This window comes from Streptomyces sp. NPDC045778 (genome assembly GCF_056431945.1).
Map to the genome: position 1 here is coordinate 27,431 of NZ_JBWKJZ010000021.1, position 19,998 is coordinate 47,428.

Below are 19,998 nucleotides of genomic sequence, written 5' to 3' on the forward strand. Positions count from 1 at the left end.
GGGCTTGAGGGGGTGCTCTGGGGCTCGAAAGGGTGCTCTGGGGCCGCCGCAGGCCGCACGCGACCGCCCAGCCAGCTAAAAGCAATGCCTTTGCTTTTAGTGGAGGCTAGCCCCTAAGGTGACCTAAAGCAAACTCTTAGCTTTTGTTGTCCCGTCTGGAAGGACACGCCCCCATGACCCCTGCCGACCTCGACCGCCGCGAAGCGGCCCGCTGGGCCCAGCGGGCCGGGCTCCCGCTGGCCGACGAGCGACTCGACGCCGTGGCCGCCACCGCCGCGCACATCCACGCCGTCGTCGCGACCCTGCGCGAACTCGACCTCACCGGCGTGGCGCCCACGCCCGCCGGGGCGGAGGTGCGCGATGCGGCCGTATGAGCTGACCCTCGCCGCCGCTGCCGCCGCGATCGCCGCGCGCGAGCTGTCCCCGGTGGAGCTGACCGCGTCGGTCCTGGACCGCGCCGCCGAGGTGGAGCCGGGCCTCAACGCCTATGTGGAGGTACGGCCCGAGGCCGCCCGCCGCGCCGCCGAGGAGGCGGAGCGCGACCTCGCCGCAGGGCGCGCCCGCGGCCCCCTGCACGGCATACCGCTCGCCCTCAAGGACCTCATCGACGTCAAGGGGCAGCCCACGAGCGCCAGTTCACGCGTGCGCGACGGCCACGTGGCGGCGGCCGACAGCGCCGTCACCGCCCGGCTCGCCGCGGCGGGCGCCGTGCTCCTCGGCAAGGTCCACACGCACGAGTTCGCCTACGGCCTGACGACGCCGCAGACCCGCAACGCCTGGGACCCCGACCGGGTCGCGGGCGGGTCGAGCGGCGGTTCGGCCGTCGCCGTCGCGGCCGGAGCAGCGCTCTTCTCGATCGGCACCGACACCGGCGGCTCCATCAGGGTCCCCGCCGCGCTCAACGGCATGGTCGGTCTGAAGCCCACCTACGGCCTGGTCCCCACGCGCGGCGTGACCGCCCTTTCCTGGTCCCTCGACCACGTCGGCCCGATCACGCGCACGGTCCAGGACGCCGCCCTCGTGCTCCCGGCCCTGACCGGCGACACCCACCTCCCGCTCACCGAAGAGGACCTGACGGGCCTTCGGGTCGGCGTCCCCGCGAACTACTACTTCGACCGCGTCACCCCCGACGTCGAAGCCGCCGTACGGACCGCCGTCGAGCGGCTGCGCGACCTGGGCGCCGAACTCGTCGACGTACGGATCCCGATGACCCGCTACATCCAGGCGGTCCAGTGGGGCCTGATGGTCCCCGAGGCCAGCGCGAACCACGAGCGGACCCTGCGCGCGACGCCCGAGCTGTACGGGGACGACGTCCGGGTGCTCCTTGAGGCGGGCGAGCTGTTCCACGCGGGCGACTACCTGCGGGCCCAGCGCGCCCGCACCCTGATGCGCCAAAAGTGGGCGCGGCTCCTGGACGAGGTCGACGTCGTCGCCGCACCCGCCGTGCCGCTGACCGCCGCCCGCACCGGGCAGGACACCGTGGAGTGGCCGGACGGCACGACGGAGACCGTGCCGGACGCCTACGTACGCCTGTCCGCGCCCGCGAACATCACCGGACTGCCCGCGCTGACCGTGCCCGCCGGCCGGGACAGTGCGGGCCTGCCCCTCGGCATGCAGCTCATCGGGCGACCGCGCGAGGAGCGGACCCTGCTGCGGACCGGGCGCGCGTACGAACGGACGCGCCCGGACACGGGGGCCCTCGCGCCGGGGGTGCTCGCGCCGGGGGCGGGGCCGTGCCCCCGGCCCCGTCCCCGTAGAAGCTAGGAATTCGCGTTAAGGTGAACGGCATGAGTCCCAGGCCCATGGCCCGACCCGGGGGGCGCAGCGCCCGGGTGCAGGCGTCCGTGCACGCCGCCGTGCGCGAGCTGGAGGCGGAGCAGGGGCGCGCGGCCCTGACCGTCCCGCTGGTCGCGGCGCGGGCCGGGGTCACGCCGTCCACGGTCTACCGCCGCTGGGGCGACCTCCAGGAACTCCTGTCGGACGTCGCCGTCGAGCGGCTCAGGCCCGAGGCGGAGCCGGCGGACCACGGCAACTTCCGCGCCGACCTGATCGCCTGGGCCGAGCACTTCCTGGAGGAGATGTCGTCCGCGCCGGGCCGCGCCTATGTGCGCGACGCGCTCCTCGGCGACCCCGAGAGCGGCAACGCGAGCCGCTGCTCCGACTACTCCGCCGAGCAGATCGACCTGCTCCTCGCGCGCGCCGCCGAGCGGGGCGAGCGGTCGCTGCCGGAGCGCGACGCCGTCATGGACCACGTGGTCGCGCCGCTGCTCTTCCGCATCCTGTTCCGGCCGGACGGCCTGTCACCGGAGGTCGCGCGGGGCCTGGTCGAGGCGGTCCTGGAGGCGGGCGCCCGCTGAGCGGGGCCCGGTGGCCGGGGACGCCCCCGGCCACCGGGCCCCGCGCGTCAGGACTCCCGCGCCGCCAGCTCCGCCCGGACCTGGCGCGCGGCGGCGACCAGGTTCTCCAGGGACGCCCGGGTCTCCGGCCAGCCGCGCGTCTTCAGGCCGCAGTCCGGGTTGACCCAGAGGCGCTCGGCGGGGATGGCCTCAAGGCCCTTGCGCAGCAGGGCCGCCGCCTCGTCGGCGCTCGGCACCCGCGGCGAGTGGATGTCGTACACGCCGGGACCCACCTCGCGCGGATAGCCCGCGGCGGCCAGCTCGTCCGCGACCCGCATGTGCGAGCGGGCCGCCTCCAGACTGATGACGTCCGCGTCGAGGTCGTCGATGGCCTTCAGGACGTCGCCGAACTCCGCGTAGCACATGTGGGTGTGGATCTGCGTCTCGGGACGTACGCCGCTGGTGGTGAGCCGGAAGGACTCCGTCGCCCACTCCAGGTACGCGGCGTGGCCTGCCGCGCGCAGCGGCAGCGTCTCGCGCAGCGCGGGCTCGTCGACCTGGATCACCGACGTGCCCGCCGCCTCCAGGTCGTTCACCTCGTCGCGCAGGGCGAGCGCCACCTGGCGCGCGGTGTCGCCGAGCGGCTGGTCGTCGCGGACGAACGACCAGGCGAGCATCGTCACCGGGCCGGTCAGCATGCCCTTGACCGGCCGGTCGGTGAGCGCGTTGGCGTACGCGGTCCAGCGCACCGTCATCGGCTCCGGGCGCGAGATGTCACCGGCGAGCACCGGCGGCCGCACATAGCGCGTGCCGTACGACTGGACCCAGCCGTGCCGGGGCGCGAGGTAGCCCGTGAGCTGCTCGGCGAAGTACTGGACCATGTCGTTGCGCTCGGGCTCGCCGTGCACCAGGACGTCGATGCCCGCCTTCTCCTGGAAGGAGAGCACCGCTTGGATCTCGGACTCGATGCGCTGCTCGTACCGGGCCTCGTCGATCCGGCCCGCGCGCAGGTCGGCCCGGGCCGCGCGCAACTCGGTGGTCTGCGGGAACGAGCCGATGGTCGTCGTCGGGAGCAGCGGCAGGCCCAGGCTCGCGCGCTGCGCCGCGGCCCGCTCGGCGTACGGCTGCGCGCGCCGGGCGTCGGCGGCGCTCGCGGCGGCGGCGCGGGCGCGCACCGCCGGGTCGTGGGTGAGCGCGGAGCCCGCGCGCGAGGCCAGGTCGGCGCGGTTCGCGGCGAGTTCGGCGGCGATGGTGTCCGTGCCCCGGGACAGGCCCCGGGCCAGGGTGACCAGCTCGGCCGTCTTCTGCCGGGCGAAGGCGAGCCAGCGCGTGACCTGCGGGTCGATGTCGCGCTCGACGGCGGCGTCCAGCGGCACGTGCAGCAGGGAGCAGGAGGCGGCGACGTCCACGCGGTCGGCGAGCCCGAGCAGCGTGCCGAGGGTGCTGAGGGATTTCTCCAGGTTGTTGATCCAGATGTTGCGCCCGTCGACGACCCCCGCGACCAGGCGCTTGCCGGGCAGGCCGCCCACCCGCGCGAGGTCGTCGAGGTTGGCGGCTGCGGGGCCCGTGAAGTCGACGGCGAGACCCTCGACGGGCGCCTTGGCGAGCACCGGGAGGGCTTCGCCGAGCCGGTCGAAGTAGGAGGCGACGAGCAGCTTCGGCCGGTCGGCGAGCGCGCCCAGGTCGCGGTAGGCGCGGGCCGCCGCGTTCAGATCGGCGGGCGTGCGGTCCTGCACGAGCGCGGGCTCGTCCAGCTGCACCCAGGCGGCGCCCGCCGCCCGCAGGTCGGCGAGGACCTCCGCGTACACGGGAAGCAGCCGGTCCAGGAGCGTCAGCGGCTCGAAGCCGGGGTCGACGTCCGGCGCGGGCTTGGCGAGCAGCAGATAGGTGACCGGGCCGACGAGCACGGGGCGCGCGGCGAGCCCGAGCGCGAGTGCCTCCTTCACCTCGGCGACCTGCTTCGTCGCGTCCGCCGCGAAGACCGTGTCCGGGCCCAGCTCCGGCACCAGGTAGTGGTAGTTGGTGTCGAACCACTTGGTCATTTCGAGGGGCGCCACGTCCGCGGTGCCCCGGGCCATCGCGAAGTAGCCGTCCAGCGGGTCGGCCGCGACCGCGGCGCGGTGCCGGGCGGGGATCGCGCCGACCATCACGCTGGTGTCCAGGACGTGGTCGTAGTACGAGAAGTCGCCGGTCGGCACCTCGTGGACACCGGCGTCCGCGAGCTGCTCCCAGGTGGTGCGGCGCAGCAGGGCGGCGGTCTCCCGCAGGGCCCGGGCGTCGACGCGGCCCTTCCAGTAGCCCTCGACGGCCTTCTTCAGCTCCCGGTCTGCGCCCTGGCGGGGGTAGCCGTACACGGTGGCCCGTGCCGCCGCGGCTGCGGACGTGTCTGTCACAGAACTCTCCTTCGCGAGCAATGTCGTGTGAGTCCCGGGACGATCGGGAACGCGAAGGAAGACAGACCGGGACGACCGGCCACGGCCTTCGACGGCCGCGCGCCTGTGCCCGATGTGTACGCCGACCCGCCCACGAGGTCACCGGTGAGCCGCGCACGCCGAGGCGCGCACGGGCGACGGGCAGGTCTTCGGACTCGCGGGCGAGACCTCCGAGGAGGTCACCTACTGGCCGTCGCTTCCCGGGTCCGTGCCGGACCCAGTGCGTATGACGGCGGTCGTTCCCACTCACCGCTGCGGGGCAGTCCCGGATTCCCACCGGGTTCCCTCTTACGACGCCGCTGCCTGGCGGGCAGGGCGAACCAGTCGCGCCGCAAGCGTAGGTGATGAACCCCTGTCCGGGGGAGGGGGGAAGACGGAGGGCCCTGCTTATTGCACATAGATTGCAATTACTATGGAGAGGCAGTAGCCGGGCCGGTCGGCACGCCGAAGGAGCCGGTGGAGCCGGTCGGCAGGCCGAAGGAGCCGGTGGAGCCGGTCGGCAGGCCGAAGGAGCCGGTCGGCACGCCGAAGAAGCGGGAGTACACGCATGGCACCCCCTCGGATCGTTCTGGGGATCGAGTCTTCTTGCGACGAGACCGGTGCGGGTCTCGTCCGGGACGGACGCCTGCTCGGGCACGCCGTCGCGTCCAGCATGGACGAGCACGCCCGCTTCGGCGGCGTCGTGCCCGAGATCGCCGCCCGCGCCCACGTGCACGCGCTGAACCCGGTGGTCCGCCGCGCCCTCGACCAGGCGGGGCTGCGGTTCGGCGACATCGGCGCCGTCGCCGTGACCACCGGGCCCGGCCTCTCCGGCGCCCTCCAGGTCGGCCTCGCCGGAGCGAAGGGGCTCGCGTACGCGCTCGACGTGCCGCTGTACGGCGTGCACCACCTGGCCGGGCACGTCGCCGCCGACACCCTGGAGCACGGCCCGCTGCCCGACCCGTGCGTGGTCCTCATCGTCTCCGGCGGCCACACCTCGCTGCTGCTCGTGCGCGACCTCGCCCGCGACCCGATCACGCACCTGGGCGACACCCTGGACGACGCCGCGGGGGAGTGCTTCGACAAGGTGGCCCGCGTCTTCGGCCTGCCCTACCCGGGCGGCCCGGCCGTCGACCGCGCGGCCCGCGAGGGCTCGCCGGACGCGGTGGCCTTCCCGCGCCCGCTGACCGGGCCGCGCGACGACCCGTACGCCTTCTCGTTCTCCGGCCTGAAGACCGCCGCGGCCCGCTGGGCCGAGAGCCACCGGGGCGGCGACCTGCCGGTCGCCGACGGGGCCGCCGCGCTCCAGGAAGCCGTCGCCGACGTCCTGACCCGCAAGGCGGTCGCGGCCTGCGCCGCGCACGGCGTGGACACCCTCGTGGTCGTCGGCGGCGTCGCCGCGAACTCCCGCGTGCGGGCCCTCGCCGAGGAGCGCTGCCGGGCGGCCGGCGTCACCCTGCGCGTCCCGCCGCTCGGCCTGTGCACCGACAACGGCGCGATGATCGCAGCCGTCGGCGACCTCCTGGTGCGCGCGGGTGCCGAGCCCGCGCCCCTCGACGTGTCCATCGACCCGTCGGCTCCGCTGGAGTACGCCGCGCTGCACCCCGCCACGGCCTTCGCGCGGGCCGCCTGATGGCCGCCGTGGTGCACCGCGTCGCGGGCCCCGGCCTGCTCGCCCACCGCGACGGCGTCCGCGCGGTCTACGCCGCCGCGTTCGCCGAGCCGCCCTGGCACGCGGACCCCGCCGAGGCCGACGGCTATCTCACGCGCCTCGCGGACGACGCGGACCGCCCCGGCTTCGCGGGCGCCGTCGCCCTCGACGGCGACCGGGTCCTCGGCTTCGCCACGGCCTGGACGTCGAGCACCCCGCTGCCCGCCACCCGCTCCTACCCGCGCGTCACCGCGGCGCTCGGCGCCGAGCGCACCGCCGCGTGGCTGTGCGGCGGCCTGGAGGTCGACGAACTCGCCGTCACGCCCGGCGCGCACGGACGCGGACTTGGCCGCAGGCTCCTCCAGACGGTCACGCGTGACGCGCCCGAAGGCCGCTGCTGGCTGCTCACGTCCGTCAAGGCCGACGCCACCGTCCGCTTCTACGAGCGGCTCGGCTGGCGGCAGGTCACCCACCCCGCCCCCGACGGGCACGGCACCGCCGTCTTCCTCGGCCCCGGCCACCCGGCGCGCACCGCCGCCCTCCCGCCCCTGTAACTCCTCAGCCCCGCCCGGAGCACGCCTTGCGCACCGCCGACATCCGCACCCGCTTCCTCGACTTCTTCGCCGAGCGCGGCCACACCGTGGTCCCCAGCGCCCCGCTGCCCACGCCCGACCCGACGCTCCTGTTCGTCAACGCGGGCATGGTGCCGTTCAAGCCGTACCTGACCGGCGAGGTCGCGCCGCCCTGGCAGCGCGCCACCAGCGTGCAGAAGTGCGTACGCACCCTCGACATCGAGGAGGTCGGCAAGACGACGCGGCACGGCTCGTTCTTCCAGATGAACGGCAACTTCTCCTTCGGCGACTACTTCAAGGAAGAAGCCATCACCTTCGCCTGGGACCTGAGCACCCGCTCCGTCGCGGACGGCGGCTACGGCCTCGACCCGGCGAAGATCTGGGTGACCGTGCACCACTCCGACGACGAGTCGCGCGGCCTGTGGCGACGCGTCGCCGACCTGCCCGACGAGCGGATCGTGGCCCGCGGCGACGAGGACAACTTCTGGTCCATGGGCGTGCCGGGCCCCTGCGGCCCCTGCTCGGAGCTGTACTACGACCGGGGCCCCGCGCTCGGCCGCGCGGGCGGCCCCGCCGTCGACGAGGACCGGTACATGGAGTTCTGGAACCTCGTCTTCATGCAGTACGAGCGCGGCGAGGGCACCGGCAAGACCGGCTACCCCGTCCTCGGCGAACTGCCCCGCCGCAACATCGACACCGGCATGGGCCTGGAGCGCATGGCCACCCTCCTCCAGGGCGTGGACAACCTCTACGAGACCGACGAGACCCGGCCTGTCCTCGACCGCGCCGCCGAACTCGCCGGGGTCCGCTACGGCGCCGACGCCGCCGCCGACGTACGCCTGCGCGTCGTCGCCGACCACGTCCGCACCGCCCTGATGCTGCTCACCGACGGCACCGCGCCCGGCAACGAGGGCCGCGGCTACGTACTGCGCCGCATCCTGCGCCGCGCCGTGCGCTCCATGCGTCAGCTCGGCTACGGCGACCCCGCCCTCGCGGACCTCCTCGCCGTCGCCCGCGACCGGATGGCGCCGAGCTACCCCGAGGTCGCCGAGGCCTACGAGCGCGTCGCCGACCAGGCCCAGGGCGAGGAGGACGCCTTCCGCGCCACCCTCAAGCAGGGCACCACCGTCCTGGACACCGCCGTCACCCAGGTCAAGGCCGGCGGCGGCCGCCAGTTGCCCGGCGCCCAGGCCTTCCTGCTGCACGACACCTACGGCTTCCCCATCGACCTCACCCTGGAGATGGCCGCCGAGCAGGGCGTCGAGGTCGACCGGGAGGGCTTCACCGCGCTCATGCGCGAGCAGCGCGAGCGGGCCCGCGCCGACGCCCGCGCCCGCAAGTCCGGCTCCGCCCCCGACACCTCGGCCCTGCGTGCCGTCCTCGACGCGCACGGGCCGACCGACTGGCGCGCCTGGGACAGCCTGGCCACGGACTCCCGCGTCCTCGCGCTCGTGGGCCCGGCCGGTCCCGTACCCGTCGTCCGCGCCGGTGAGATCGTCACCGCCGTCCTCGACCGTACCCCGTTCTACGCCGAGTCCGGCGGCCAGGACAGCGACGCCGGACGGCTCTCGGGGGCCTCCCTCGAAGCCGATGTGCTCGACGTGCAGCGGCCGCTGCCCGGCCTGGTGGCCCATCAGATCCGCGTCACCGCGGGGGAGTTGGCCGTCGGCGACGCCGTGCACGCCGCCGTCGACCCGGAGTGGCGGCTCGGCGCGCGCCAGGCCCACTCGGGCACCCACGTCCTGCACGCCGCCCTGCGCGAGATCCTCGGCCCGACCGCCCTCCAGTCCGGCTCCTACAACCGCCCGGGCTATCTGCGCCTGGACTTCCCCTGGCGCGGCGGCCTCTCCGCCACCGTGCGCAGCGAGGTCGAGGAGGCCGCCAACCGCGCGCTCCGCCGTGACCTGCCCGTCGGGGTGCGCTGGATGACGCTGCCCGAGGCCAAGGAGCTGGGCGCGCTCGCCTTGTTCGACGAGACGTACGGCGAGCGGGTCCGGGTGGTCGAGATCGGCGGCGCCTGGTCGCGCGAGCTGTGCGGCGGCACCCACGTCGAGCACGCCTCACAGGTCGGCGTGGTCGCGCTGACCGGTGAGTCGTCGGTGGGCGCGGGCATGCGCCGCCTGGAGGCCGCGGTCGGCGTCGAGGGCTTCGGCTACCTCGCGCGCGAGCGCGACCTGGTGGCCCGGATCGCCGAGCAGGTGCAGGCGCCGCGCGCCGAACTCCCCGACCGGATCGCCGCGCTCCTCGACCGGCTCAAGGCCGCGGACCGGGAGAACGAGCGCCTGCGGCAGACGGCCCGCGCCGCCCGCGCCGCCGAACTCGCCGGGCAGGCCGTCGAGGTGGCCGGCGCGTCCGTGGCCACCGCCACGACGGACGGCGACGCGGGCGCCGCGCGGGCCCTGGCCCTCGAAGTGCGCGGGCGGCTGCGCGCGGAGCGGCCGGGCGTGGCCGCCGTGACCCTCTCCGGCGACAAGCCGGTCCTCGCCGTAGCGGTGAACAAGGCGGCACGCGCCGCCGGGTTGTCCGCGTCCGACTTGGTCAAGCGGCTGCTCGGCGGGCGCGGCGGCGGCTCCGACGAGGTCGCGCAGGGCGGCGGCGCGGACCGGGACGCGCTCGCGGCGGCCGTGGCCGGGCTCCCCGGCGTCGTACGCGAGGAACTCGGCGCCTGAGCACCGCGCGTCCAGCCGGGACGGCCGCCTTTCCCGCGGTCCGCCGTGGCCGGACGCGCGGCTCCCCGCGCTCCTTCGGGGGCGGCAGGGGTGCGGTAGGGGTAGGCCTCCATGGACTTACTAGGACGTCCAAGTATATCGTCGTGACCAAGGCCCGCGGTGCAGGGAAGCCGGTGTGAATCCGGCACGGTCCCGCCACTGTGACCGGGGAGTGCGCTCTCACGAAGACCTGAACGCCACTGACGGAGAACTCCGTCGGGAAGGCGGGGAGCGCGCGCTGATCCGGGAGTCAGGATACCGGCCGCGGGGTGTTCCGTGTTGTCCACGAGGATGGAGCAGACACGCATGGCCCCGGTGCGCACCCGCGACCCTGGAGACCCGGACCTGCGAGCGGTGACCCCCGCTGCCTGACGGCCGTTCGGCGTGCCCCGGCGGCACGCGGACCGGCCCCGCCATCCCCGGACCACACCTGACGAGAGAAGCAGGCCCCCATGGTCCGTGAACTGACCCACTTCATCGGCGGCGAGCACACCCCGGGAACATCGGGAACGCACGCCGACGTGTACGACCCCAACACCGGTGACGTACAGGCGCGCGTACCGCTCGCGCACCGCGCGGACACCGAGGCGGCGATCGCGAACGCCACCGAGGCACAACACGCCTGGGGCGAGTGGAACCCGCAGCGCCGCGCCCGCGTGCTGCTGCGCTTCCTCCAGCTCGTCGAAGGCGAACGCGACACCCTCGCGCGCCTGTTGTCGTCCGAGCACGGCAAGACCGTCGCCGACGCGCACGGCGACCTCCAGCGCGGCCTGGAGGTCGTGGAGTTCGCCGCGGGCATCCCGCACCTGCTCAAGGGCGAGTTCACCGACAACGCGGGCACCGGCATCGACGTGCACTCGCTGCGCCGCCCCCTCGGCGTCGTCGCCGGGATCACGCCCTTCAACTTCCCCGCGATGATCCCGCTGTGGAAGGCCGCGCCCGCGCTCGCCTGCGGCAACGCCTTCGTCCTCAAGCCCTCCGAGCGCGCCCCTTCCGTCCCGCTGCGCCTGGCCGAGCTGTTCCTCGAAGCGGGCCTGCCGCCGGGCGTCCTGAACGTCGTCAACGGCGGCAAGGAGTCCGTCGACACGCTCCTTTCGGACCCGCGCGTCAAGGCGCTCGGCTTCGTCGGCTCCACACCCGTCGCCGCGCACGTGTACGCCACCGCCGCCGCCCACGGCAAGCGCGCCCAGTGCTTCGGCGGCGCCAAGAACCACATGATCGTGATGCCGGACGCGGACCTCGACCAGGCCGTCGACGCGCTGCTCGGCGCGGGCTACGGCTCCGCGGGGGAGCGCTGCATGGCGATCTCCGTGGCCGTCCCGGTCGGCGAGGCCACCGCCGACGCCCTGGTGGCCCGCCTCAAGGAGCGCGTCGGCGCGCTGCGCATCGGCCGCTCCGACGACCCCGAGGCCGACTTCGGGCCGCTGGTCGGCCCCGACGCCGTCGACCGCGTCCGCTCCTACGTCGACCTCGGCGTCGAGGAGGGCGCCGAACTCGTCGTCGACGGCCGCGACTTCACCCTGGCGGGGCACGAGCGCGGCTTCTTCGCGGGCGCCTCGCTCTTCGACCGCGTCACCCCGGACATGCGGATCTACCAGGAGGAGATCTTCGGACCCGTCCTGTCCGTCGTCCGGGCCGCCGACTACGAAGAGGCTCTGCGGCTGCCCACCGAGCACCCCTACGGCAACGGCGTCGCGCTCTTCACCCGCGACGGCGGCACCGCCCGCGACTTCACCCGGCGCGTCGACACCGGCATGGTCGGCGTCAACGTACCCATCCCGGTCCCCGTCGCGTACCACACCTTCGGCGGCTGGAAGCGCTCCGGATTCGGCGACCTCAACCAGCACGGGCCCGACGCCATCCGCTTCTACACCCGCACCAAGACCGTCACCTCGCGCTGGCCCTCCGGGGCGAAGGAAGGCGCGAGCTTCACGATCCCGACGACGGCGTGAGCCCGATGACCACCACCACGCTGCTCACCGACGACCAGCTCGCCCTCGTCGAGACCACCCTGGACTTCGCCGCGGAACACCTCGCCCCGCACGCCGTCGCCTGGGACCAGGACAAGCACTTCCCGGTCGACGTGCTGCGCAAGGCCGCGGGCCTCGGGCTCGGCGGCGTCTACGTCGACGAGGCCGCGGGCGGCTCCGGCCTGAGCCGGTCCGACGGCGTCCTCGTCTTCGAGGCGCTCGCCTCCGGCTGCCCCTCCGTCGCCGGCTATCTGTCCATCCACAACATGGTCGCCTGGATGATCGACCACTACGGCGACCGCGCCCAGCGCGGTCGCTGGCTGGAGTCGCTGACCTCCATGGACCGGCTCGGCAGCTACTGCCTCACCGAGCCCGGGGCCGGCTCGGACGCCGCCGCCCTGAGCACCCGCGCCGAGCGCGACGGCGACGCGTACGTCCTCACCGGCGTCAAGCAGTTCATCTCCGGCGCGGGCGCCTCCCACCTGTACGTGGTGATGGCCCGCACCGGCGGCGGCGGACCCGGCGGCGTGTCCGCGTTCGTCGTCGAACGCGACGACCCCGGACTGTCCTTCGGCGCGAACGAGAAGAAGATGGGCTGGAACGCGCAGCCCACCCGGCAGGTCGTCCTCGACGGCGTGCGCGTCCCCGCCGACCGGCTGCTCGGCGCCGAGGGCGACGGCTTCCGCATCGCCATGAACGCCCTCAACGGCGGCCGTCTCGGCATCGCCGCCTGCTCCCTCGGCGGCGCCCGCAGCGCGCTCGACCGCAGCCTCGTCCACCTCGCGGACCGGGAGGCGTTCGGGGCCCCGCTGCTCGACGCGCAGGCGCTGCGCTTCCAGCTCGCCGACATGGCGACCGAGCTGGCCGCGGCCCGCGCCCTGGTCCGGCAGGCCGCGCAGGCCCTCGACCAGGGCGACCCGCAGGCGCCGCAGCTGTGCGCCATGGCCAAGCGGTTCGCCACCGACACCGGCCACTCCGTCGCCGACCGCGCCCTCCAACTCCACGGCGGCTACGGCTATCTGACGGAGTACGGCATCGAGAAGCTGGTCCGCGACCTGCGGGTGCACCGCATCCTGGAAGGAACCAACGAGATCATGCGTCTGATCGTGGCCCGCGGCCTCACGGGGGCGCTGCGATGACCGAGGAACCCGTCCTGATCCGCACCGAGGGGCGCGCGGGACACCTCACCCTCAACCGGCCGCGCGCCCTGAACGCCCTCACCCACACCATGGTCCGCGCCATCGACGAGGCCCTGACCGTCTGGGCGGCGGACCCGGCCGTGGAGACCGTCGTCCTCACCGGCGCCGGCGACCGCGGCCTGTGCGCGGGCGGCGACATCCGGCGGATCCATGAGGACGCGCGCGCGGGCGGCGGCGCGTCGGCGGACTTCTGGCGCGACGAGTACCGCCTGAACGCCCGCATCGCCCGCTACCCCAAGCCGTACGTCGCCGTCATGGACGGCATCGTGATGGGCGGCGGTGTCGGCGTCTCCGCGCACGGCAGCGTCCGGGTCGTCACCGAGCGCTCCCGCATCGCCATGCCGGAGACCGGCATCGGCTTCGTGCCCGACGTCGGCGGCACCTATCTGCTCGGCCTCGCGCCCGGCGAACTCGGCACCCACCTGGCCCTCACGGGCGAGCCGGTGGGCGCGCGGGACGCGCTCCTGTGCGGCCTCGCCGACCACTTCGTCCCGTCCGCCGACCTGCCGCGCCTCGTCGCGGACCTCGCGACCGAGCCGGTACGCGACGTCCTCGCCCGGTACGTGACCGAGGCACCGGCCGGGACGCTCGCCGGGCAGCGGGAGTGGATCGACGCCTGCTACCCGGCCGCCACCGTCGAGGACATCGTCGACCGCCTCCAGGCGCACGGCTCCCCGGCCGCCAAGGAGGCCGCCGAGACCCTGCTCGGCAAGTCGCCCACCGCCCTCAAGGTCACCCTCAGGGCGCTGCGCGAGGCCCGGCGGCTCGGCCCCCTGGAGCGGGTCCTGGAGCAGGAGTACCGCGTGTCGTGCGCGGCCCTCGGCTCCGCCGACCTCGTGGAGGGCATCCGCGCCCAGGTCATCGACAAGGACCGCGCCCCGCGCTGGTCACCGGCCACGCTCGCCGGGGTCACCGGCGCCCACGTGGACCGCTACTTCACGCCGCTCGGCGCGCGCGACCTCGCGCTCGGCGCCGACGGCCCGGCACAGGAGGAGCCGTGGTGAACCCCGCCGCACAGGACCGGGCGGGCGGCGTCGTCGCCTTCCTGGGCCTCGGTCACATGGGCGGCCCGATGGCCGCCAACCTCGTCAGGGCAGGACACCGAGTCGTGGGCTACGACCTGGTACCGGAGGCGCTCGCCGCCGCCGTCGCCGCGGGCGTTGAGGCCGCGCCGTCGGCGGTGGCCGCCGTGGCGGAGGCCGACGCCGTCCTCACCATGCTCCCCGCGGGCCGTCACGTCCTCGCCCTCTACGAAGACGAGGGGCTGCTCGGCGCGGCCCGGCCCGGCACGCTGTTCGTGGACTGCTCCACGATCGACGTCGCCGATGCCCGCGCCGCACACGCGGCGGCCGCCGCCGCCGGGCACGCCGCCGTCGACGCGCCGGTCTCCGGCGGCGTCGTGGGCGCGGAGGCGGGCACGCTCACCTTCATGGCCGGCGGCTTCGCGGCGGACGTCGCCCGCGCCGAGCCCCTGCTGTCCGCGATGGGCAGGAAGACCGTGCACTGCGGGGCGGCGGGCGCCGGGCAGGCCGCGAAGATCTGCAACAACATGATCCTCGGCATCTCGATGATCGCCGTGAGCGAGGCCTTCGTCCTCGGCGAGAGCCTCGGCCTGTCCCACCAGGCCCTGTACGACGTGGCGGCCACGGCGTCCGGCCAGTGCTGGGCGCTCACCACCAACTGCCCCGTGCCGGGCCCGGTCCCCGGCTCGCCCGCCAACCGCGACTACCGCCCCGGCTTCGCCGCACCCCTGATGGCCAAGGACCTGGGCCTCGCCGCCGCCGCGATCCGCGCGGGCGAGGTGCCGGCCGAACTCGGCCTGCGCGCAGCCGAGATGTACCAGAGCTTCGCCCAAGGACCCGGAGCGGAGAAGGACTTCTCCGGGATCGTCGAGACCCTCAGGGACCCGGAAGGACAGCCGCATGAGTGAGCCCACCGCCACCAAGGCCTACGACACCATCCTCGTCGACCGGGCGGCGGGCCCGCGCACGGCCCTGCTCACCCTCAACCGGCCCGAGGCGCTCAACGCCCTCAACCTCCAGGTCATGCGGGAGGTCGTCGAGGCGGCCGAGGAACTCGACCGGTCACCGGACGTCGGCTGCATCGTCCTGACCGGGTCCGCGAAGGCGTTCGCCGCGGGCGCCGACATCAAGGAGATGCGGCCGCACGGCTACCTGGACATGTACCTCAGCGACTGGTTCACCGCGTGGGACCGGCTCGCCCAGCTGCGCACGCCGACGGTCGCGGCCGTCTCCGGCTACGCCCTCGGCGGCGGCTGCGAACTCGCCATGCTCTGCGACATCCTGCTCGCCGCCGACACCGCCGTGTTCGGGCAGCCCGAGATCAAGCTCGGTGTGATCCCCGGCATCGGCGGCTCCCAGCGCCTCACCCGCGCCGTCGGCAAGGCCAAGGCCATGGAACTGTGCCTGACCGGCCGCACCATGGACGCCGCCGAGGCCGAGCGGGCCGGGCTCGTCTCCCGCGTCGTGCCTGCCGACGACCTGCTCACCGAGGCCCTGGCGGTCGCCGGGACCGTGGCGGGCATGTCGCTGCCGGTCGCGATGATGGCCAAGGAGGCGGTGAACCGCGCCTTCGAGACCACCCTCACGGAAGGCGTCCGCTTCGAACGCAGGCTGTTCCACGCCGTGTTCGCGACCGACGACCAGAAGGAGGGAATGGACGCCTTCGTGGAGAAGCGTCCGCCGGAGTTCCGGCACCGGTAGGGCTGCGCCGGGGGCGCCGCGACGGGCCGTCGTTCCGGCCGTCGGTCCGTCGCGGCTGTTCCCCGCGCCCGGCGGTGGCTAGCGCCCCGCCAGCCAGTCGACCACGGCCCGTGCCGAGAACTCCGCCTGCCCGCCCCGCACCAGGAACTCCGCCGCGGCGAACGCCGGATCACCGGCCTGCGCGGGGACGTAGGGGATCGCGACGCACCGCATGCCCGCGGCCTTGGCGGCCAGGGCCCCCGGCACGGCGTCCTCCAGGACCACACAGCGCGCGGGCTCGGCCCCGAGCAGCTCCGCGGCGGCCAGGAAGACATCCGGCGCGGGCTTGCCGCGCGCGACCTCGTCGGCCGACACATACGTCTTCAGCCACGCGTCGAGGCCCGTGCTCTCCAGGATCGCCCCGATCGCGGCGCGCGAGGAACCCGACGCCACGGCCATCGGCACCCCCGCCTCGTGCAGCAGCTCCACGAAGGCCGCCATCTGCGGATAGACCCGCGTGGAGGCGCGGGCCAGCTCCAGATAGCGCCGGTTCTTGTCCGCGAGCAGGTCGGGGAGCGGCGTGCTCAGACCGTAGAGCCGCTTCCAGCGGGCCAGGGTCTCCTGCGTGGAGATGCCCACGTACGTCTCGTGGTCCTGCCAGGTGAAGTCCGTGACGCCCTGCTCGGCGAGCAGCTGCCGTCCCGCCTCGAAGTAGTTGGGCTCGCTGTCCACGAGGGTGCCGTCGAGATCGAAGATGACCGAGGTGTCGTTCAAGGCGCTCATACCCGCAAGCATGCCAAGAGCGTGATCAAGCCGAAGTGGCCGCCGTCACCTTGCTGCGGTCTGCCAAGGCCGTCCGTTCTCCTGGGTGTCCTTGCCCGCGGCCCTGCCCACCGACTCGACGAGCGGCAGCAGCCGGTGCGGCACGCGTTCGCGCAGCGCCATCTCCGTCCGGGTGCGCACCACGCCCGGGAGCTGGATCAGCCGCTGGATGACGTCCTCCAGGTGTCCGTTGTCCCGGGCCGCCACCCGGGTCAGCAGGTCGCCGCCGCCGGTGATCGAGAAGGCCTCGATGATCTCCGGCACGGCGGCCAGCGCGTCCCCGACCTCGTCCAGATGCCCCTGCGTGACCTCGATGTGCACGAAGGCGAGGACCGGGTGGCCCAGCGCGGCGGGGGACAGCGAGGGCCCCGTGCCCGTGATCACCCCGTCGCGCTCCATGCGGTCCAGACGTGCCTGGAGCGTCCCGCGCGCGATGCCGAGCACGCGCGCGTACTCCCGCACGCTCGTACGCGGCTGCTCCAGGAGCAGCCGCAGGATGCGGGTGTCCAGCTCGTCGACGGCCATGGGCCCTTGGCCTCCCCGGTACGCGGATCGATCGCCGTTGACTGTACCAATGGCCCAGTGACAGGGCACCCCGGTCCCGGAGCCGTCATGGTGCTGCCGTACGCCGTGCCGGTACGCGGCAAACCTCGCTGACCTGCGAACACGCTGGCCCGATGGCCCGTCGACGGCGGAATATGAGACCCCCAAGTATGCCAATGGTCCAGTGGATCAAGCTCAGGTTGAGCCATCGGGCCCGTTGATGATGTGATGTACCCGTCGATGGCGCTGCGGATCCCGCGGCGCCTTTTTCATGCGGGCGTACCTGCGCGGCTGCGGGCAGGTGCGGGAAGGAGCAGACCCACTGGTGTTGAAGAGAGCGTTCGTCGCGCCCGACCCCGGACTGCTGCGCCTGCGCAGCGCGAGCCGGGCCGTGCTCGGCATCGGAGCGGCCGTCGCCCTGTGCGGCCTCGTCGGGCACTCACTCGTCGCGGCCATCATCGGCGGTCTCGCCGCGTTGCTCGCGCTCTTCACCGTCCTGGACCCGACCGTGCGGGGGCAGGCCGGCACCACGGCGCTGCTGCCCGTCGTCGGCCTCCCCGTGCTCGCGCTCGCGGCCACGCTGCACGACTACCCGCTGGTGCGGGACGCGGCGTTCCTCGCCGTCACGGGCCTCGGTGTGTACGCGCGCCGGTGGGGTCCCCGGGGACACTCGCTCGGCGTGTTCGCGTTCATGATGTTCTTCGCCGCGCAGTTCCTGCACGCGCGGACCGGCCAGCTGCCCGAGCTGTTCGCGGCCATCCTGCTGTCCGTGTGCGCGGCCGCCACCGTGCGGTTCGGCGTCTGGTGCTACGAACGCGGCCTCTCGCCCGCCGTGCCGCCCGCGCCCCTGGCGGCCACCGGGCTCGCCCGGACGACCACCCGGCAGGCGATCCAGGCCACCGCGGGCGCGGCCTTCGCGCTCGCCCTGGGGCAGATGCTGTCCCAGGAGCGCTGGTACTGGGCGGTCGGCGCCACCTGGTGGGTGTTCGTGAACACCACCTCGCGCGGCGAGACCCTGGTGCGCGGCTTCCGCCGGTTCCTCGGGACCGTGCTCGGGATCGCCCTCGGCTTCGTCCTCGCCGTGCCGCTGCACACGGAGCCGGTCGCCGCCGCCCTGATCGTCGCGGTCTGCGTCTTCGGGATCTTCTACACCGCCGCCGTCTCCTACACGTGGATGATGCTCGCGGTGACCGTGATGGCGAGCATGCTCTACGGGCTCCTCGGCGTGCTCGACCCGGCGCTGCTCGCCCTGCGGGTCGCCGAGACCGCCGTCGGTGCCCTCGGCGCGGCGCTCGCGGTCCTGCTGGTGCTGCCCGTCACCACCCACGCCGTCACCGACGGATGGATCCAGCGGGCGCTGCGCTGCGTCCACGCCTGCACCGCCGAGGCCGCCGCCCGGCTGCGCGGCACGGCCGGCGCCGACCCGGCCCCGCACGTCGCCGAGCTGGAGGCGCTGCTCGGCCGGGTGCGGCTCTCGCTCGCCCCGCTGCTGCACCCGCTCAACCCGCTGCTCGCCCGCAAGGAGCGGGCGCGCCGGGTCCTGGCCCTCCTGGACGACTGCGCGCGCGAGGTCCGCGGCCTCGCGACGGTCGCCGCCGACGCGGAGGCCTCGCACGACGACCGCCTCACCGCCGCCTGCTGGCGCGTGGAGGCCGCCGTGGAGGCCCTGACCGCGCCCGGGGCCGCGACGGGGCGCAGGCCCGACGCCGCGGCCCCGGCCCACACCGGGGTGGTCGAAGGCGCGCTCGCCCACGTGCACGGCTTGGAGCGGGCCCTGGCGCAGCTCGCGGAGCCGCTCCAGGCTCCTGGCCGGGCACGCCTGAGCGGCGGCTGAGCCCGCTCGCCCGGCGTCCCCGCGCCCCGGCGGCGGGGGGTGGATTCCCGGCGGCGGGTGCGGTCCGCCCCCTAGTGGTCCAGACCAGCTGCTACCGTCGGCGCCACACGCGCCCGTTCGGCGCGTGACGGCTTGGGGACGCCGCCCGGTGGGCACGATGTGCGGCACCGGCGCGGAGAGAGGGGCGAGCAGTGGGCGACAGGCAGGCACGGCGGGCGTACGTCGGGTCCTTCACGGCGGCGGGGGGACCCGGCGTCGTCAGCGCGGCGGTGGACCCCGAAAGCGGCGCGCTGACCGTGCTCGCGGCCACGGACACCGTCGCCGACCCCTCGTACCTCACGCTCGCGCCCGACACGGACACCCTGTACGCGGTGAGCGAGACCTCCGACGGCGCCCTCGCGGCCTTCCGTGTCGCCGGGGCGTCCGGCGACCGGCCCGAGCTGCTCGCCCGGCCCGTGCCCGTGCAGGGGGACGCGCCCACGCACCTCACGCTGCACGACGGCCACCTCGTCGCCGCCAACTACGGCTCCGGCAGCCTCACCGCCGTGCCCGTCAACACCGACGGCAGCCTCGCCACCGCCCCGGCGGCCGTCCTGCGCCACGAGGGCTCGGGGCCCCACCCGCAGCGCCAGCAGGCCCCGCACGCCCACCAGGTCCTCGCCGACCCGAGCGGGCGCTGGCTGGTGAGCGTCGACCTCGGCACCGACTCCGTGCGCGTGTGCGCCCTCGACGGCGGCGGCAAGCTCACCCTGCACCGGGAGGTGGCGCTCCGGCCCGGCTCGGGCCCGCGCCACCTGGCCTTCCACCCGGGCGGCGCGTACGCGTACGTCCTCAACGAGCTGGCGCCCACGCTCACCGTCTGCGCCTGGGACGCCGCCGACGGCGCCCTGAAGCCGCTGAGCGAGACCCCGGTCCTGACCGGGGCGCCGTCGGGCGACGCCTATCCCTCCGCGGTCGTCGTCGCCCCCGACGGCCGCTTCCTGTGGACGGCCACGCGCGGCGAGGACGTCCTGTCCGTCTTCGCCCTCGACCCGCGGGGCGGCACCGCGCGGCTCACGGCCACCGTGCCGTGCGACGGCCACTGGCCCCGCGACCTGGCCCTGGACCCCTCCGGGCGCTTCCTGTACGCGGCCAACGAGCGCTCCGGCGACGTCACCTGGTTCGCCGTCGACCAGGAATCCGGGCTGCCGCGCCGCGCGGGCGCTGTGGCCGTCCCCGCGGCCTCCTGCGTGGTCTTCGGCTGAGTCCCG

16 protein-coding genes, 1 pseudogene and 2 riboswitches are annotated in these 19,998 nt (G+C 74.7%); of the genes and pseudogenes, 13 read left to right on the forward strand and 4 right to left on the reverse strand.

The genetic code is table 11. The features are described from left to right. Positions 1-173 precede the first annotated feature (173 nt). The 3 genes from AC07GB_RS25295 to AC07GB_RS25305 are packed head-to-tail and all read left to right on the forward strand — an operon-like array spanning position 174 to position 2,357. The gene (locus AC07GB_RS25295) at positions 174-374 is read left to right on the forward strand and encodes a hypothetical protein (RefSeq protein ID WP_478849143.1); all 201 of its coding nucleotides are present in this window, start codon (positions 174-176) and stop codon (positions 372-374) included. Beyond that, the gene (locus tag AC07GB_RS25300) at positions 361-1,764 is read left to right on the forward strand and encodes an amidase (RefSeq protein ID WP_478849144.1); all 1,404 of its coding nucleotides are present in this window, start codon (positions 361-363) and stop codon (positions 1,762-1,764) included. The genes AC07GB_RS25295 and AC07GB_RS25300 overlap by 14 nt, the downstream gene beginning before the upstream one ends. Positions 1,765-1,787: 23 nt before the next feature. Beyond that, positions 1,788-2,357 carry a TetR/AcrR family transcriptional regulator gene (locus tag AC07GB_RS25305; RefSeq protein WP_478849145.1) on the forward strand — a complete coding sequence of 190 codons (570 nt, stop codon included), beginning with the start codon at positions 1,788-1,790 and terminating at the stop codon, positions 2,355-2,357. A 47-nt stretch (positions 2,358-2,404) separates the two neighbouring features. On the opposite strand, the gene metE is transcribed toward AC07GB_RS25305, so the two are convergent. Together metE and AC07GB_RS25315 are read right to left on the reverse strand one after the other, a co-directional pair. Continuing rightward, positions 2,405-4,729 carry a 5-methyltetrahydropteroyltriglutamate--homocysteine S-methyltransferase gene (metE, locus tag AC07GB_RS25310; protein ID WP_478849147.1) on the reverse strand — a complete coding sequence of 775 codons (2,325 nt, stop codon included), beginning with the start codon at positions 4,727-4,729 and terminating at the stop codon, positions 2,405-2,407. 162 nt (positions 4,730-4,891) lie between these two features. Continuing rightward, a riboswitch (cobalamin riboswitch) is annotated at positions 4,892-5,108 on the reverse strand. A 70-nt stretch (positions 5,109-5,178) separates the two neighbouring features. Next, positions 5,179-5,313 (reverse strand): hypothetical protein, encoded by a 135-nt coding sequence (locus tag AC07GB_RS25315; RefSeq protein ID WP_478849149.1) that lies wholly within the window; start codon positions 5,311-5,313, stop codon positions 5,179-5,181. 2 nt (positions 5,314-5,315) lie between these two features. Between AC07GB_RS25315 and tsaD the strand changes: the two genes are divergently transcribed. The 8 genes and pseudogenes from tsaD to AC07GB_RS25355 all read left to right on the forward strand — a co-directional run bounded on the left by tsaD (position 5,316) and on the right by AC07GB_RS25355 (position 15,570). Next, the gene (tsaD, locus tag AC07GB_RS25320; protein ID WP_478849151.1) at positions 5,316-6,380 is read left to right on the forward strand and encodes a tRNA (adenosine(37)-N6)-threonylcarbamoyltransferase complex transferase subunit TsaD; all 1,065 of its coding nucleotides are present in this window, start codon (positions 5,316-5,318) and stop codon (positions 6,378-6,380) included. Continuing rightward, positions 6,380-6,952 carry an N-acetyltransferase family protein gene (locus tag AC07GB_RS25325; protein WP_478849153.1) on the forward strand — a complete coding sequence of 191 codons (573 nt, stop codon included), beginning with the start codon at positions 6,380-6,382 and terminating at the stop codon, positions 6,950-6,952. Before tsaD ends, AC07GB_RS25325 begins: the two co-directional genes overlap by 1 nt. A 26-nt stretch (positions 6,953-6,978) precedes the next feature. Further along, on the forward strand, positions 6,979-9,639 hold the full coding sequence (gene alaS / locus AC07GB_RS25330) for an alanine--tRNA ligase (protein ID WP_478849155.1): 2,661 nt from the start codon (positions 6,979-6,981) through the stop codon (positions 9,637-9,639). Between the two features lie 140 nt (positions 9,640-9,779). Continuing rightward, a riboswitch (cobalamin riboswitch) is annotated at positions 9,780-9,959 on the forward strand. 171 nt (positions 9,960-10,130) lie between these two features. Continuing rightward, positions 10,131-11,630, forward strand: coding sequence for a CoA-acylating methylmalonate-semialdehyde dehydrogenase (locus AC07GB_RS25335; RefSeq protein WP_478849157.1), 1,500 nt, complete (start codon positions 10,131-10,133; stop codon positions 11,628-11,630). A 5-nt stretch (positions 11,631-11,635) separates the two neighbouring features. Next, positions 11,636-12,787 carry an acyl-CoA dehydrogenase family protein gene (locus tag AC07GB_RS25340; protein ID WP_478849159.1) on the forward strand — a complete coding sequence of 384 codons (1,152 nt, stop codon included), beginning with the start codon at positions 11,636-11,638 and terminating at the stop codon, positions 12,785-12,787. Next, positions 12,784-13,773: pseudogene (locus AC07GB_RS25345) on the forward strand (enoyl-CoA hydratase/isomerase family protein); the annotation flags it as partial. The gene AC07GB_RS25340 and the pseudogene AC07GB_RS25345, both read left to right, overlap by 4 nt. After that, positions 13,656-14,777, forward strand: a complete 1,122-nt coding sequence (gene mmsB, locus AC07GB_RS25350) for a 3-hydroxyisobutyrate dehydrogenase (RefSeq protein ID WP_478849161.1) — start codon at positions 13,656-13,658, stop codon at positions 14,775-14,777. The pseudogene AC07GB_RS25345 and the gene mmsB, both read left to right, overlap by 118 nt. Then, positions 14,770-15,570 (forward strand): enoyl-CoA hydratase, encoded by an 801-nt coding sequence (locus AC07GB_RS25355; RefSeq protein WP_478849163.1) that lies wholly within the window; start codon positions 14,770-14,772, stop codon positions 15,568-15,570. The genes mmsB and AC07GB_RS25355 overlap by 8 nt, the downstream gene beginning before the upstream one ends. Positions 15,571-15,648: 78 nt before the next feature. Here the strand turns inward: AC07GB_RS25355 and AC07GB_RS25360 are convergent, their stop codons facing one another. Continuing rightward, the gene (locus AC07GB_RS25360; protein WP_478849165.1) at positions 15,649-16,332 is read right to left on the reverse strand and encodes an HAD family hydrolase; all 684 of its coding nucleotides are present in this window, start codon (positions 16,330-16,332) and stop codon (positions 15,649-15,651) included. A 45-nt stretch (positions 16,333-16,377) separates the two neighbouring features. After that, complete coding sequence (locus AC07GB_RS25365; RefSeq protein WP_478849167.1) at positions 16,378-16,896, reverse strand: Lrp/AsnC family transcriptional regulator; 519 nt, start codon at positions 16,894-16,896, stop codon at positions 16,378-16,380. Positions 16,897-17,239: 343 nt separating this feature from the next. On the opposite strand from AC07GB_RS25365, the gene AC07GB_RS25370 reads away from it, so the two are divergent. Continuing rightward, entirely contained in the window at positions 17,240-18,748 is a 1,509-nt protein-coding gene (locus AC07GB_RS25370) for an FUSC family protein (RefSeq protein ID WP_478849169.1), read from the forward strand. Positions 18,749-18,939: 191 nt separating this feature from the next. After that, positions 18,940-19,992 (forward strand): lactonase family protein, encoded by a 1,053-nt coding sequence (locus AC07GB_RS25375; protein WP_478849171.1) that lies wholly within the window; start codon positions 18,940-18,942, stop codon positions 19,990-19,992. Positions 19,993-19,998: the final 6 nt, after the last annotated feature.